Below are 14,773 nucleotides of genomic sequence, written 5' to 3' on the forward strand. Positions count from 1 at the left end.
ACGCCCGATGGAGCTCGACCCGCTGTTGCTGGCCCGGATGCAGTTCGGCGCCACCACGCTCTACCACTTCATCTTCGTGCCGCTCACGATCGGGCTGTCCGGCCTGGTCGCGGTCATGCAGACCGCGTGGGTGCGCACCGGCGACGAGAAGTACCTCCGGATGACGAAGTTCTGGGGCAAGCTCTTCCTGATCAACTTCGCCATGGGCGTGGTGACCGGCATCGTCCAGGAGTTCCAGTTCGGGATGAACTGGAGCGACTACTCCCGCTTCGTCGGCGACGTGTTCGGCGCCCCGCTGGCCATGGAGGGGATGCTCGCGTTCTTCCTCGAGGCCACGTTCCTGGGGGTCTGGATCTTCGGCTGGGACCGGCTGCCGAAGCTGGTCCACCTGGCCAGCATCTGGCTCGTGGCCATCGGGACGTCCCTGTCGGCGTGGTTCATCCTCGCCGCCAACGCCTGGATGCAGAACCCGGTCGGCTACACGATCAACGCCGAGCGCGGCCGGGCCGAGCTGACCGACTTCGGTGCCGTACTGCTCAACCCCGTGGCCCTGGTCACCTGGCCGCACACGATCTTCGCCTGCTACCTGGTCGCCTCCGCCCTGGTGATCGCCGTGGCGTCCTGGCACCTGGCCCGCCGCAACGAGAAGCCGCTGATGCGGACCTCGCTGCGCCTGGCCATGGTCACCGCGCTCGTCGCCGGCCTGGGCCTCACGGTCTCCGGCGACGCCCTGGCCAAGGTCATGACCGACGTGCAGCCCATGAAGATGGCCGCCGCCGAGGCGCAGTACGACACCGAGAGCAGCGCGTCGTTCTCGCTGTTCACGATCGGCAGCCTGGACGGCTCCGAGGAGGTGTGGAGCCTGCGGGTGCCCAACCTGCTGTCGTTCATGGCCACCGGCAGCTGGGACGGCGAGGTCGAGGGCATCAACGACATCCAGGCCCTGTACGAGCAGCAGTACGGCCCCGGTTCCTACGTGCCGCTGGTGCCGGTCACCTACTGGTCGTTCCGGCTGATGATCGGGCTGGGCATGGTCACCGTCGCGGTCTCCGCGCTCGGCCTGTGGCTGACCCGGCGGGGCCGCACGCCGGACTCCCCGCTGTTCTGGACGGTCGCACTGTGGACGATGCCGCTGCCGCTCGTCGGGTCGCTGTTCGGCTGGGTGTTCACCGAGATGGGCCGCCAGCCCTGGATCGTGTTCGGCGAGCAGCTGACCCGCGACGGGGTGTCCCCCAACGTGCCCGGCTGGGCCGTGCTGACCTCGCTGACCGCGTTCACCCTGGTCTACGCCGGGCTGGCGATCGTCGAGTTCGTCCTGCTGGCCCGCTACGCCAAGGCCGGCCCGCCGGTCCTGGCCGCCGGACCGGACCCGGACGACGACGACACCTCCGACCCGCAGGACCCGGGCGCCCGCCGTCCGCTGGCCTTCGCGTACTGACCCCGGCGAGCTGAGGAGACCACCATGTCGCTGCCCGAGTACTGGTTCCTGGCCGTCGCGGTCCTGTTCGCCGGCTACTTCTTCCTCGAGGGGTTCGACTTCGGGGTCGGTGCGCTGCTGCCCGTGCTGGGCCGCGACGAGACCGACCGCCGCGTCATGATCAACACGATCGGCCCGGTCTGGGACGCCAACGAGACCTGGCTGATCGTGGCCGGGGCGGCCATGTTCGCCGCCTTCCCCGAGTGGTACGCCACCCTGTTCAGCGGCTTCTACCTGCCGCTGCTGCTCATCCTGCTGGCCCTGATCGGCCGCGGCGTTGCGTTCGAGTACCGCGGCAAGGTCGACTCCGCCGCCTGGCGGCGCCGCTGGGACGTGGCCATCGTGGTCGGCTCGGTGCTGCCGTCGGTGCTGTGGGGTGTCGCGTTCGCCAACATCGTGCGCGGCGTGCCGATCGACGCCGACGCCAACTTCACCGGGACCCTGCTCACCCTGCTCAACCCGTACGGGCTGCTGGGCGGGCTGGTCACCTTCACCCTGTTCCTGACCCACGGCGCGGTGTTCCTGTCGCTCAAGACCCACGGCGACATCCGCGAGCGGGCCCGGGCCCTGGCCTGGCGGATCGGCCTGGTCGCCGCCGTGCTCGCGGTGGCGTTCCTGGCCTGGACCACGCTGGCTTTCGGCTCGACCGCGTCCGGCCTGGTGAGCGTGGCCGCCGCCCTGGCCTTCGTGCTGGCCCTGGGGGCCGTCGTCACCGCGCGCGAGCGTGCGGCGTTCGCCCTGACCGGCACCACGATCCTGCTCGCGGTGGCGTCGCTGTTCGTCGCGCTGTTCCCCGACGTCATGCCCTCGACCACCGACCCGGCCTACAGCCTCACCATCGAGAACGCGTCCTCGACCACCTACACCCTGACGATCATGTCGTGGGTGACGCTGGTCATGCTTCCGGTGGTGCTGGCCTACCAGGGCTGGACCTACTGGGTGTTCCGGGCGCGGGTCGGCCGGGACGCCATCCCGCCGGCCGCCCAGCTGCCGGCCGCGCCCGCGTCGCTGCTGCCCACCCAGGGCCGGGGCGGCCGCTGGGCGCTGCGCTCGGGGGCGGACCCCCGGCCGTGAGGCCGTTCGACCCGCGGCTGCTGCGCCACGCGCGGGCGACCTGGGGGTTCCTCGCCCTCACGGTCGGCCTCGGGACGCTGCTGGCGGGCGCCGTGCTCGCCCAGGCGGCCCTGCTGTCGCAGGTGCTGGCCCGCGTGGTCCTGGGCGGGGCCGGGCCCGCCGACGTCAGCCGGCTCGTCACGGCCCTGCTGGGCGTCGTCGCGGTACGGGCGCTGCTGCTGTGGGCGCAGGAGGTGGCCTCGGCCAGGGCCTCGGCCCGGGTGCGCTCCCAGCTGCGTGCCGCCCTGCTGGCGCACGTCGTCGCCCTGGGACCGGGCTGGCTGGGTGGGCGGGCCGGCGGCGAGCTCGCGCAGGTCGCAGCCCGCGGCGTGGACGCCCTGGACGGCTACTTCGCGCGGTACCTGCCGCAGCTGGTGCTGACCGTCCTGGTGCCGACAGCGGTTCTGGCCACGATGGCCTGGGCCGACCCGCTGTCGGCGCTGGTGGTGCTGCTCACCCTGCCGCTGATCCCGTTCTTCCTGGCCCTGGTGGGGCTCACCACCCAGGTGGCGCAACGGCGGCAGTGGCAGGCGCTGGAGCGGCTCGGGCACCACTTCCTCGACGTGGTGGCGGGTCTGGCCACCCTGCGGGTCTTCGGCCGCGGGCCCGCGCAGGCCGAACGGATCGCGGCGGTCACCGAGGACTACCGCGTGCGCACCATGACGGTGCTGCGGATCTCGTTCCTGTCGGCGTTCGTCCTGGAGCTGGCCGCGACCCTGTCGGTGGCCCTGGTGGCGGTGTCGGTCGGGCTGCGGCTGCAGGCCGGCGAGCTGTCGCTGGCCACCGCCCTGCTGGTCCTGCTGCTGGCCCCCGAGGCCTACCTGCCGCTGCGCCAGGTCGGGGCCAGCTACCACGCGGCGGCCGAGGGCGTGGCCGCCGGCGGACGGGCGCTGGACGTGCTCGACACGCCGCTGCCGGCACCCGGCGTCGTGACCGAGCTGTGGCGGGTCGGTGCGGTCGGGCTGCGGCTGGAGGGGGTGGCCGTGGCCTACCCCGACCGCGGCCGGGTGCTCGGCCCCACGGACGTCGAGGTGCACCCCGGGGCCGTCACGGCCCTGGTCGGACCCAGCGGCGGCGGCAAGTCGTCCCTGCTGGCCGTCGTGCTGGGGCTGGTGGCGCCCGAGCAGGGCCGGGTGCTGCTCGGCCCGACCGACCTGCGCGAGGCCGACCCGGCCGCCTGGCACGAGCAGGTCGCGTGGTGCCCCCAGCGTCCCGCCCTGCTGGCCGGGACCGTCGCGGACAACGTCCGGCTGGGCTGCGCCGAGGCGACCGACGCCCAGGTCGACCGTGCGCTGCACCTGGCCGCGGCCGATGCGCTGGACCCCCGCCAGCTGCTGGGCGAGGGCGGGGTCGGGCTGTCGGCGGGGCAGCGGCAGCGGGTCGGCCTGGCCCGGGCGTTCTGCCGGGCCGAGGTCACGGGCGCCGGGCTGCTGCTGCTGGACGAGCCGACCTCGCACCTGGACGCCGCGACCGAGGCGCGGGTGGCCGCGTCGCTGCGCGGGCTCGCGGCCGGGCGCTGCGTGCTGCTGGTCGCGCACCGCGGGGCCCTGCTCGAGCAGGCCGACGTCGTCGTCGAGGTCGGCGCCCGGGCGGTGGTCGCGTGAGCGGGCTCAGCCGGCTGCTGCGGCTGGCGGTCCCCGGCCCCGCCCGGCTCGCCGTGGCCGTCCTCTGGGGCTCGCTCGCGCTCGGCAGCGCGGTGGGCCTGATGGCCTGCGCGGCGTGGCTCATCTCGCGGGCCGCGGAGCAGCCCCCCGTCCTGACGCTCACCTTCGCGGTGGTCGGCGTCCGGGCGCTGGCCCTGACCCGGGCGCTGGCCCGCTACCTGGAGCGCCTGGCCGGCCACGACGCGGCCTTCCGGATGCTGGCCGACCTGCGGGTGCGGGTGCACGCGGCGCTGGAGCCGCTGGCGCCGGCCGGACTGCCCGCGTTCCGCCGCGGCGACCTGCTGGCCCGGCTGGTCGACGACGTCGACACCATGCAGGACCTGCCGCTGCGGGTGTTGGGCCCGGTGCTGAGCGGCGCGGTGGCCGGGGTCCTGGCCGTCGGGCTCCTCGGCAGCCTGCTGCCCGCCGCCGGGGTGGTCCTGGCGGTGGCGCTGCTCACGGCCGCGGTCACGGTGCCGACGGCGACCGCCTGGGCGGCCCGCCGCGCCGACGACCGCCTGGCCGGGCTGCGCGGCCGGCTGCAGGCCCAGGTGGTCGAGCTGTTCGACGCCCTGCCCGACCTCGTCGTCACGGGCCAGGCCCCCGCCCGGCTGCAGCAGGTGGCGGCCACCGACGCGGAGCTGACGGCCGCCGCCCGCACCACGGCCGTCGCGACCGGGCTCGGCGCCGGCCTGGCCGCGCTGGGCTCCGGGCTGGCCGTGTGGGGGGCGCTGCTGGTCGGCGTGCCCGCCGTGCAGACCGGCCGCCTCGACGGCGTCTGGCTGGCGGCGGTCGTGCTGGTGCCGCTGGCCGCGTTCGAGGCCGTCGCCCTGCTGCCCCCGGCGCTGTCGTCCTGGCGTCGGGTCCAGGTGTCCGGCGCCCGTCTGCTCGAGGTCCTCGACGCCCCCGTCCCGGTGCCCGAGCCGGCCGTCCCCGCCCCGGCCCCCGACCCCGACCCGGCCCGGCCGCCGCACGTCCGGCTGCGCGGTGTCCACGCGCGCTGGCCGGGTGCCCCCGCCGACGCCCCGGACCCGCTGCGCGGCGTCGACCTCGACCTGCCGCCGGGCCGCCGGGTCGCCCTGGTCGGTGAGAGCGGGTCGGGCAAGACCACCCTCGCCTCGGTGCTGCTGCGCTTCGTCGACCTGAGCGCCGGCGAGTACACCCTGGACGGCGTGGACGCGCGGCGGCTGCGCGGGGACGACGTGCGCCGGGTGGTGGGCCTGGCCGCGCAGGACGCCCACGTCTTCGACTCCACCGTGCGGGAGAACCTGCGCCTGGCCCGACCGACGGCGGACGACGACCAGCTGCACGCCGTCCTCGCCCGGGTCGGGCTGGACGGGTGGGTGCGCGGCCTGCCCCGGGGGCTGGGCACCTGGGTCGGCGAGCGCGGCGGCCTGGTGTCGGGCGGTCAGCGCCAGCGGCTCGCGGTGGCCCGCGCCCTGCTGGCCGACGTGGGTGTCCTGGTGCTGGACGAGCCCACGGCGAACGTGGACCCCGCGACCGCCGACGCCCTGGTCGAGGACCTGCTGCGGGCCGCGGGCGGACGGACCGTCGTGCTCATCACCCACCACCTGGGCTCCGCGCGCGCCCTGGTGGACGAGGTGGTGACGCTGACCGACGGTCGGACGTCGACCCCAGGAGGTCCGACCGTCATCGACTTGCCTGACGGGAAAGTTCTGCGTAGTTTCCTCTGAGGAAAGCAGCCCCCCGAACCTCAGGAGGACCCGTGAACCCGTCCGAGCAGACCTCGAGCATCAGCCCCGACGAGGCGGCCGCCGCCCTGGCCGAGAACCGCCGCCGCCGGGCGCAGACCGTGGCCGCCGGCAGCTCGCCCTGGGCGGCCCGCTCCGTCCTGCCGTCGCCCTCGCCCTGCCGCCCCTGGGCTACCTGATCGACGCCGACCTGGTGTGGCTGTTCGCCGTCCTGGTCGGCCTGATGGCCGTCCTCACCGTGAGGCGGCAGGTGCAGCTGCGGACCGACCAGCGCTCGTGGCGTCGTGACCTGGTGCTGCTGGGCACCATGGCGGCGGCCCTGGCCGCGGACGTCGCCGTGCAGCTGGTGGTCCGGCGCGCCGAGCTGCCGCTGCCCAACACCTGGGGCATGGCCGCCGCCGCGGTGGTCGTGCTCGCCCTGGTGTGGCCCGTCCAGCGCCACCTCGCCGGCCGGGCCGCCTCGTGAGCGGCACCGAGCCGGCACCCGCGACGACACCCGCAACAGTGCCCATGACCATCGACCCGTTCCTGCACACCCCGGCCCGGCTGAGCGTCATGTCGCTGCTCGCCCCCGCCGAGTGGGTCCGCTTCTCGTTCCTGCGCGAGAGCATCGGCACGTCCGACTCGGCCCTGTCCAAGCAGCTGAGCAGCCTGGAGGACGTCGGCTACCTCGAGGTCCGCAAGGAGCGGGGCGCCGGGCGCGGGACGTCGGTCCGGCTCACCCAGGTCGGCCGCGCCGCGTTCGAGGACTACCTGGGCAGGCTGGAGCAGCTGGTCGCCCGCTCGCGGGGCACCGTGCCCGCGCCGGCGAAGAAGGGCTGACCCACGAACACGCAGAACGGGTGCCCGGCCGGGTCCGCGTAGACCCGCAGCGGCTCGTCGGGGTCGTCGGTGCGGTCCAGCAACGGCCGCGCGCCCAGCGCCAGGGCCCGCTCGTGCACCTGCTGCAGCTCGGCGGCGTCGGCGACGGTGGAGTCCAGGTGCAGCTGCTGGGGCAGCGTGTGCTCCGGCCAGGTCGAGGGCCTGTGCTCCGGCTCCATCTGGAACGCCAGACCGATACCGCCGTCGCGCGCCTGCAGGACTAGCCAGTCCTCGCCGTTCGGGTCGGGCTCCCCCGGGGCCGGGGGCTCGTCGCCGGGCCGGTAGGCCAGGCCGAACAGCGCGCGGTAGAACTCGGCCAGGCCGCGCGGGTCGGTGGTGTCCAGCACCACCTGCCGGATCGTCGGGTACGTCGTGGTCGACGTCATGGGGCACCTCCTGCCCCGGATCCTGGCGGCCCCCACCGACAGCCGGCGCCGACCACCGGGGCGGCGGCCACCGGGTCCTACCCTGGCCCGGTGAGCGTCCTCTCGATCCAGTCCCACGTCGCCTACGGCCACGTCGGCAACTCCTCGGCCGTGTTCGCCCTGCAGCGCCTGGGCACCGAGGTGTGGCCGGTGCACACCGTGCAGTTCTCCAACCACACCGGCTACGGGGACTGGAAGGGCCGGATCTACGACGGCGAGTCCATCGACGAGCTCGTCCAGGGCATCGCCGACCGCGGCGTGCTCGGCACGGCCACCGCGGTCTTGTCGGGGTACCTGGGCTCGGCCGACATCGGCCACGCCGTGCTGGCCGCGGTCGCCCGGGTCAAGGCCGCCAACCCCCAGGCCGTCTACTGCTGCGACCCCGTCATCGGCGACGTCGGGCGCGGGGTGTTCGTGCGACCGGGCGTGCCGGAGTTCATGACCGACGTCGCCCTGCCGCAGGCCGACCTGGTGACGCCGAACCACTTCGAGCTGGACCTGCTGGCCGGGACGGAGACCCGCACCATGGCCCAGGTCAAGGAGGCCGTCGCCGCGGTGCAGGCCCGCGGTCCCCGCGTGGTGCTGACGACCTCGCTGGTCACCGACGACACCCCCGACGACGCCGTCGACCTGCTGGCGTCCGAGGGCGGTCGGCACTGGCTGGTCCGCACGCCCCGGCTGGGCCTGTCGGTCAACGGGGCCGGCGACGCCACCGCGGGGCTGTTCCTCGCCCACTGGTTGCGGACCGGCTCGGCCGCCGAGGCGCTGGGCGCGGCCACGGCGTCGGTGTTCGGGCTGCTGGCCCGCACCGACGAGGCCGGGTCGCGGGAGATCCTGCTCATCAGCGCCCAGGACGAGCTGGTCGCGCCGACCCGCACCTTCGAGGTCCGCGAGGTCTGAGCCCCCCGCTCAGGCGCTGCGGCGCAGGTCCGGCCCCGTCCCGGCCGCCGCGGCCGGGGTCTCGACCCCGGGCAGGTCCTCGCGGACCAGCTCCCGGCGGCCGGACAGCGTGCCGCGGGCGTCGCCGGAGTACCAGCCGGACGTCGGCGGCACGTCCACGTAGTCGCGGCCGACGGCCACGGTGACGTACCCGTCGTGGGCGCGGCGGGCGTGCGTCGGGTCGAAGGCGACCGCCCGGGCCCCGCTCGCGTGCGGCACCAGGACCTCGACCCAGGCGTGCGTGCCGCCCTGGCCGACCAGGTGCCCGGACACGTACCGGCAGGGGATGCCGGCCACCCGCAGGACCGACAGCATGACGTGGGTCTGGTCCTGGCAGACCCCGGCCCCGCCGGCCAGCGCCTGCGCGGCCGTGGTCGCGACGGTGGTGGCCCCCTTCTCGTAGCGGACCAGCTCCTTGACCGCGGCGCAGACCCGGTCGGCGGCGGCCAGGGCGTCGTCCTCGCGGCCCACCAGGTCGCGGGCCAGCCGGCGGATGGCGTCGTCCGGGCCGGTCTTGAGGCTCGGCCCCAGCAGGCGCGGGTCGCCCAGCAGACCGACCTCGAGCGGCGCCGCCTCGCCGTGCCGTTCGACCACGACGGACACGTGCATCTGCACCGACTCCGGGACCACCGCCAGCCGCACCAGCCCGACCCGGTTGCCGTGCTCGTCCCCGGTCCACTCCACCTGGGCGCTGTGGTCGGCGACCTGCAGCGCCCCCAGGCGCAGGTGCTGGTCCCCGTGGCGTCGCGGCGGGACCACGACCAGGCGGTGCAGCAGCGACAGCACGGGGCCGTCGTAGTCGTAGCGGAAGGACTGACTGAGCCGGTAGCGCTGCCGTCCCACGGGCGGCGCGGCGTCGCCGGTCGTGGTCATCGGCCCATCCTCCCCTGCCTCGGCGCCGGACGCAGGACCGAACCGCTCGCCGGACCCGTCAGACTCGTCCCATGGTCCGTACCGTCACCAGCACCCTGACCGCCCAGGTGCTCGCACCGTCCACCGTCGAGCTGCAGGTGGCCGTGGCCGGCGACCGCCCCGGGACCGAGGTCCTCGAGGTCACCCTGGACGGTGCGCCCGTCGAGGTCACCGAGCTGGCCACCGACGTCGGCGGGCGGCTGCACGTCGTCCGGCCCGGCGCCGGACGGCTGCAGGTGTCCTACCGGGCCGAGGTGCACGGGGAGTCCGCGCCCGTGACGGTGCAGCCGCTGGACCGGACCGCCTACCTGCGCCCCAGCCGCTACGCGCAGTCCGACGCGCTCGCGGCGGTGGCCGCGGCCGAGCTGGGCGGGGCCGGTGACCCCGCGTCGCTGGTCCGCGACGTCGCGGCGTGGGTGGGGGGCCGGCTGGCCTACGTGCCGGGCAGCAGCCGGGTCACCGACGGCGCCGTCGACACCCTGCTCGCGGGGGCCGGCGTCTGCCGCGACTACGCCCACCTGACCCTGGCCCTGCTGCGCGCGCGCGACGTGCCGGCCCGGCTGGTGTCGGTGTACGCACCCGGCCTGGACCCGATGGACTTCCACGCCGTGGTCGAGGCCATGGTCGACGGGGCCTGGTACGTCGTCGACGCCACCCTGCTCGCGCCGCGGCAGTCCCTGGTCCGGATCGCGACCGGTCGCGACGCGGCGGACACGGCGTTCATGTCCAGCTACGGCGGGGCGCTGCGCCTGGACGGGATGAGCGTGACCGCGACGGTCGACGGCGACCTGCCCGTCGACGACCTCGACCGGCTGGTCCAGCTCGGCTGAGGCCATCCCGGTGTGTCGGCAGGTCGCAGCCCGAACCTGAGCGGACCGCGTCCCGGCCGGGCACCCGGCCGCACGCGTCGCTCAGGTGCTGCTCTCGGGCAGGTCCAGCACCGTCAGCAGCTGTGCGGCGGTCGCGACGGCGATCGCCGCGGGGCTCTTGCCCCTGACGCCCTCGACCCCGATCGGGGTGGTGACGCGCGCCAGCGCCTCCTCGTCGTGGCCGAGGCCGACCAGCTGCCCGCGGAACGTGCGCCACTTGGCGGTGCTGCCGATCAGGCCGAGGAACCCCAGGTCGTCACGGCGCAGGCAGACGTCGAGGACGGCCAGGTCCTCGGTGTGGTCGTGGGTCATGACGAGCACGTGCGCACCCGCCGGCAGGTCACGGGCGACCACGTCGGGCACCGGCGCGGGCACCGTCGACACCTCGGCGGCGCCGACGCGACCGGTCACGACCGACGCCAGCTCGTCGGGCCGCGAGTCGACCAGCCGCACGTCGACGGGCAGCACCTGCAGCACCTGGGCCAGGGCGCGACCGACGTGGCCGGCACCGAACACGACGACGACCGGGCGGGCGGGGTGGACCGGTTCCAGCAGCAGGGTCACCTCCCCGCCGCAGCACTGGACGCCGTGCTCGCCGGGGCTGCGGTCCAGGCGGGTGCGCTCCAGGACCGGTGACGTCGCGCCCGTGGCCAGCAGCCGGCGTGCCTGCAGGACGGCCGCCCGCTCGAGGCTGCCGCCGCCGACGCTGCCGACGACCCGGTCGGCCGAGACCAGCATCTTGCTGCCCGCACCGCGGGGGGTGTGGCCGCGGACCTCGGCCACCGTGACGAGAACGAACGGGGTCCCGGTGGCCGTGAGCGCGCCCAGCGCCTCCCACCAGGTCTGACCGGAGCCGCCCGCCCCGGCCGCACCTCCCGTCGAGCCAGCACCTCCCGTCGAGCCAGCACCACTCATCCGCCCGTCACTGCTGCGCCGACAGCTCTCCGGCGCCCCGACCGCTGCCGGTCCCGAGGGTGCCGGCGGACCGCACCGCGTCGACCGCCGAGAGCGTCGCCTCGGGCGTCGCGGGCACGGCCAGCTCGACCCGCTGCCCGGGCCCGGCGGGACCGAACCCGGCGACCGCGTCGCGCAGCGCCTCGCGCACCGACAGCGCGAGCATGAACGGCGGCTCGCCCACGGCCTTGCTGCCCAGCACCGTGCGGTCCTGCGCCGCGTCGCCCAGCAGGTGCACCTCGAAGTGCTCGGGGATCTCGGCGACGGTCGGGATCTTGTAGGTGCTGGGGGCGAAGGTCCGCAGCCGACCGTCGTCGTCCCAGACGCACTCCTCCATGGTCAGCCAGCCCATCCCCTGCACGAAGCCGCCCTCGACCTGGCCGAGGTCGACCAGCGGGTTGAGCGAGTCCCCGACGTCGTGGACGACGTCGACGGACCGCAGCCGGAAGGTCCCGGTGAACCCGTCGACCTCGACCTCGCTGAGCGCGGCGCCGAAGGCGTAGTAGTGGAACGGCGTCCCCCGCCCGGCCTCGGGGTCCCACACCAGGTTGGGCGTGCGGTAGTACCCGGTGGCCGACAGCGAGACCAGCTGGTCGTAGGCGGTGTAGGCGAGCTCGGCGAACCCGATGCGTCGGTCCGGCTCCTTGGCCGGGAACACGTGGTCGTCGGCGAACACCAGGTCCTCGGGGCTGTTGCGCCCCAGCATCCTCGCCGCGACCACCGCGAGCCGGTCACGGATGGTCTCGCAGGCCGCCCGGACGGCCATGCCGTTGAGGTCGGAGCCGCTGCTGGCCGCGGTGGCCGAGGTGTTGGGCACCTTGTCGGTGGCCGTCGGCATGGCCCGGAACCGGCCGACGTCCACCCCGAGGGTCGACGCGGCCACGTGCAGCATCTTGGTGTGCAGGCCCTGGCCCATCTCGGTGCCGCCGTGGTTGAGCTGGATCGACCCGTCCAGGTAGACCAGCACCAGCGCCCCGGCCTGGTTGTACTGGCTCTTGGTGAACGAGATTCCGAACTTGACCGGGGTGATCGCCAGCCCGCGCCGGGTGTGGGTGGCGCGGCTGTTGAACGCGCTGACCTCGGCCCGGCGGGCGGCCAGGTCGGCCCGCTCCGACAGCTCGCGCCAGATCCGCGGCAACCGGTTGTCCAGCACCCGCTGGCCGTAGTGGGTGGTGGCGCGCTCGACGGACCCGCCGTCCTCCGGACCGCGGTACAGGTTGCGCTCGCGCACCAGCTCGGGCAGCAGCCCCAAGTGGCGGGCGACGCGGTCGAGGACCTCCTCGGCGACGAGCATCCCCTGCGGCCCGCCGAAGCCCCGGAACGCGGTGTGGCTGACGTGGTTGGTCCGCGCCACCTGCCCCGTCACCCGCAGCGCCGGCACGAAGTAGCCGTTGTCGACGTGGAACATCGCGCGGCTGGTCACCGGGTCGGACAGGTCGAGGCTCCAGCCGCCGTCGCTGACCAGCTGCGCGTCCAGTGCCAGCAGCCGGCCGTCGTCGTCGAAGGCCACCCGGTAGCGGCCCAGGAACGGGTGCCGCTTGCCCGTGATGGTCATGTCCTGCTGCCGGTCCAGCCGCACCCGGACCGGGCGACCGGTGACCTGCGAGGCGAGCGCCGCGACCGCCGCGAACGGGTGGCACTGCGACTCCTTGCCACCGAACCCGCCGCCCATCCGCAGGCAGGTGACCACGACGCGGCTGCGGGGCAGCCCGAGCACCTTGGCCACGACACCCTGGGTCTCGCTCGGGTGCTGGGTCGACACCGTGCAGGCGACGTTGCCGTCGGGGTCGACGTGCGCCCAGGCGGCGTGGGTCTCCAGGTAGAAGTGGTCCTGGGCGCCGGTGCGGACCTCGCCGGACAGCACGTGCCGGCCGCCCTCGGACCCGGCGGAGTCGAGCACGGCGTCGGGGTCGCCGCGCAGGATGCGTTTCGGCTGGGTGTGGACGCTGCCGGTCGCGAGGGCGGCGTCGATGCCGAGCACGGCCGGCAGCGGCTCGTAGTCGACCCTGACCGCCTCGGCGCCGAGGCGCGCAGCGTCCTCGGTCTCGCCCAGCACCCAGCGCACGACGTGGCCGACGTAGTGGACCAGCCCGGTGGGCAGCAGCTCCTCGTCGGCGGCGTGACCCGTGCAGTCGTTGACACCGGGGACGTGCTCGGGGCCCAGGACCACGACCACCCCCGGCACGGCGAGCGCGGCGGTGGTGTCGACCGCGACGACGCGGGCGTGGGCGTGGGGCGACACCACGGGCCAGGCCGTCAGCTGGCCGGTGGGGCGGACCTGGTCGTCGGTGTAGACCGCGCGGCCGGTGACGTGGCCGACGGCGCTCTCGTGGTGACGGGCCGGGCCGCTCACGCCACGGCCCCCGGCACGGGCTCCTGGGAGCCGGCGGGCGGTGCGTGCTCGGCGCAGAACTTCTCGAACAGGCTCCCCACCAGCCGCCTGCGGTAGGCGGCGCTCGCCCGCAGGTCGTCCAGCGGGGTGAACGCCTCGGCCAACCGGGCGGCCGCGCGGGCCACGGTGCCCGGGTCCAGCCGGGTGCCGAGCAGCAGCTCCTCGACCGCGCGGGCCCGGACCGGCGTGGCCGCGACCCCGCCGTAGGCGAACCGGGCGTGGACCACGGTGCCGTCGGCGGCCAGGTCGACGGTGAACGCGGCCGCCACGACGCTGATGTCGTCGGTGCCGCGCTTGCCGACCTTGTAGGACCGGCTCAGCCGGACGGCTGCACCCGGACCGGGGCCCAGCGGCAGGTCGACGCGGGTGACGACCTCGCCGGGACGGCGCAGCGTCTGGCGGTAGCCGGTGAAGTAGTCGGCGACGGCGACGGTGCGGGGACCGTCCGGGCCGGCCAGGTGCACGTCGGCGTCGAGCGCCAGCAGCACCGGCGGCAGGTCCCCGATGGGTGAGGCCGTGCCGAGGTTGCCGCCGAGGGTGGCCCGGTTGCGGACCTGGCGGGCCGCGAACCAGTGCAGCATCTCGTCCAGCGCGGGCAGCAGCCCTGCGGCCTCGCGCTCCAGCCGCGTGAGGCTGACGCCGGCCCCGACCTGCAGCTGATTCGGCGTCCGCTCCAGCTGCAGCAGCTCGACCACGTGCTCCAGCGAGACCACGACCTCGGGGTCGAGGGTGCGGTGCGACAGCTCGAGACCCAGGTCGGTGCCACCGGCGACGACGGTCGCGTCGGGGTGCTGCGCCAGCAGGGCGAGCGCGTCGGCCAGGGCGGTCGGGCGGTGGAACGCGCGGCCGGCGGCCGTCACGGTGCCGGCCGTCGGTCCGCGGTCCGCGGCCACAGGTCCGACGGTCGCCCCGCCGTCCTCCCCGGCAGCGGGGACCTGTGCCCCGGCCGCGGTCGGGTCCGGGCCACCGTCGGTCGCCCCCAGCCGGCGGCAGGCGCGGCGGATCGACGTGTACCCCGTGCAGCGGCACAGGTTGCCCTCGACGACGGCCGGGTCGACGCCGTCCGGGCCGCGCTCGGCCGGGTCGTGGAAGCCCGCGAACATGCTCATCACGAAGCCGGGGGTGCAGTAGCCGCACTGCGAGCCCGCGCAGTCGACCACGGCCTGCTGGACCGGGTGGAGCCCGCCGTCCGGGCCGGCGACACCCTCGACGGTGACCACGTCCAGCCCCACGACGGACCCCACCGGCACGAGGCAGCTGTTGACCGCGCGGTGGGTCACCGCGCCGTCCGGGCCGCGGTCGGCGAGCACGACGGTGCAGGCGCCGCAGTCCCCGTCCCCGCAGCCCTCCTTGGTCCCCACCAGGCCCCGGGAGCGCACCGCACGCAGCAGCGTCGCCGTCGGGGGCAGACCGGCCAGGGCCACGTCGCGCCCGTTCAGGCGCAGCACCAGCGGCTCGTCGTCGACCATGCGCCAG

14 protein-coding genes are annotated in these 14,773 nt (G+C 75.3%); 9 read left to right on the top strand and 5 right to left on the bottom strand.

The annotated features are described in order from the left end of the window. The first annotated feature begins 7 nt into the window (after window positions 1-7). Genes SJY06_RS19890 through SJY06_RS19920 form a run of 7 tightly spaced genes read left to right on the top strand, consistent with a single transcriptional unit; the run spans window position 8 to window position 6,767 of the window. Window positions 8-1,438 (top strand): cytochrome ubiquinol oxidase subunit I, encoded by a 1,431-nt coding sequence (locus SJY06_RS19890; RefSeq protein ID WP_380169275.1) that lies wholly within the window; start codon window positions 8-10, stop codon window positions 1,436-1,438. Window positions 1,439-1,462: 24 nt separating this feature from the next. Continuing rightward, window positions 1,463-2,551: a cytochrome d ubiquinol oxidase subunit II gene (gene cydB / locus SJY06_RS19895; RefSeq protein ID WP_380169276.1), complete on the top strand. Its 1,089-nt coding sequence runs from the start codon at window positions 1,463-1,465 to the stop codon at window positions 2,549-2,551. Next, window positions 2,548-4,194: a thiol reductant ABC exporter subunit CydD gene (gene cydD, locus SJY06_RS19900; protein WP_380169277.1), complete on the top strand. Its 1,647-nt coding sequence runs from the start codon at window positions 2,548-2,550 to the stop codon at window positions 4,192-4,194. Before cydB ends, cydD begins: the two co-directional genes overlap by 4 nt. Continuing rightward, entirely contained in the window at window positions 4,191-5,927 is a 1,737-nt protein-coding gene (gene cydC / locus SJY06_RS19905; protein ID WP_380169278.1) for a thiol reductant ABC exporter subunit CydC, read from the top strand. The genes cydD and cydC overlap by 4 nt, the downstream gene beginning before the upstream one ends. A gap of 32 nt (window positions 5,928-5,959) precedes the next feature. After that, a complete protein-coding gene (locus SJY06_RS19910; protein ID WP_380169279.1) occupies window positions 5,960-6,124 on the top strand; it encodes a hypothetical protein in 165 nt (54 codons plus the stop codon). Between the two features lie 14 nt (window positions 6,125-6,138). Beyond that, window positions 6,139-6,411, top strand: a complete 273-nt coding sequence (locus tag SJY06_RS19915; RefSeq protein ID WP_380169280.1) for a hypothetical protein — start codon at window positions 6,139-6,141, stop codon at window positions 6,409-6,411. Window positions 6,412-6,455: 44 nt separating this feature from the next. Continuing rightward, window positions 6,456-6,767 (top strand): transcriptional regulator, encoded by a 312-nt coding sequence (locus SJY06_RS19920; protein ID WP_380169281.1) that lies wholly within the window; start codon window positions 6,456-6,458, stop codon window positions 6,765-6,767. On the opposite strand, the gene SJY06_RS19925 is transcribed toward SJY06_RS19920, so the two are convergent. Next, window positions 6,695-7,192: a VOC family protein gene (locus SJY06_RS19925; protein WP_380169282.1), complete on the bottom strand. Its 498-nt coding sequence runs from the start codon at window positions 7,190-7,192 to the stop codon at window positions 6,695-6,697. The genes SJY06_RS19920 and SJY06_RS19925 overlap by 73 nt on opposite strands. 90 nt (window positions 7,193-7,282) lie before the next feature. On the opposite strand from SJY06_RS19925, the gene pdxY reads away from it, so the two are divergent. Beyond that, window positions 7,283-8,131 (top strand): pyridoxal kinase PdxY, encoded by an 849-nt coding sequence (gene pdxY / locus SJY06_RS19930; RefSeq protein WP_380169283.1) that lies wholly within the window; start codon window positions 7,283-7,285, stop codon window positions 8,129-8,131. A 9-nt stretch (window positions 8,132-8,140) separates the two neighbouring features. Here pdxY and SJY06_RS19935 read toward each other — a convergent pair whose 3' ends face one another. After that, complete coding sequence (locus tag SJY06_RS19935) at window positions 8,141-9,043, bottom strand: transglutaminase domain-containing protein (RefSeq protein ID WP_380169284.1); 903 nt, start codon at window positions 9,041-9,043, stop codon at window positions 8,141-8,143. 71 nt (window positions 9,044-9,114) lie between these two features. On the opposite strand from SJY06_RS19935, the gene SJY06_RS19940 reads away from it, so the two are divergent. After that, window positions 9,115-9,912 carry a transglutaminase family protein gene (locus SJY06_RS19940; protein WP_380169285.1) on the top strand — a complete coding sequence of 266 codons (798 nt, stop codon included), beginning with the start codon at window positions 9,115-9,117 and terminating at the stop codon, window positions 9,910-9,912. Between the two features lie 81 nt (window positions 9,913-9,993). On the opposite strand, the gene xdhC is transcribed toward SJY06_RS19940, so the two are convergent. The 3 genes from xdhC to SJY06_RS19955 are packed head-to-tail and all read right to left on the bottom strand — an operon-like array spanning window position 9,994 to window position 14,766. After that, window positions 9,994-10,866 (bottom strand): xanthine dehydrogenase accessory protein XdhC, encoded by an 873-nt coding sequence (gene xdhC, locus SJY06_RS19945; RefSeq protein ID WP_380169286.1) that lies wholly within the window; start codon window positions 10,864-10,866, stop codon window positions 9,994-9,996. Window positions 10,867-10,873: 7 nt separating this feature from the next. Continuing rightward, window positions 10,874-13,258 carry a xanthine dehydrogenase molybdopterin binding subunit gene (gene xdhB, locus SJY06_RS19950; RefSeq protein WP_380169287.1) on the bottom strand — a complete coding sequence of 795 codons (2,385 nt, stop codon included), beginning with the start codon at window positions 13,256-13,258 and terminating at the stop codon, window positions 10,874-10,876. Then, window positions 13,255-14,766 (bottom strand): xanthine dehydrogenase small subunit, encoded by a 1,512-nt coding sequence (locus tag SJY06_RS19955; RefSeq protein ID WP_380169288.1) that lies wholly within the window; start codon window positions 14,764-14,766, stop codon window positions 13,255-13,257. The genes xdhB and SJY06_RS19955 overlap by 4 nt, the downstream gene beginning before the upstream one ends. Between the last annotated feature and the right edge of the window lie 7 nt (window positions 14,767-14,773).

The organism is Jannaschia sp. R86511, assembly GCF_042466345.1.
Lineage (GTDB): Bacteria > Actinomycetota > Actinomycetes > Actinomycetales > JBBAYJ01 > Aquipuribacter.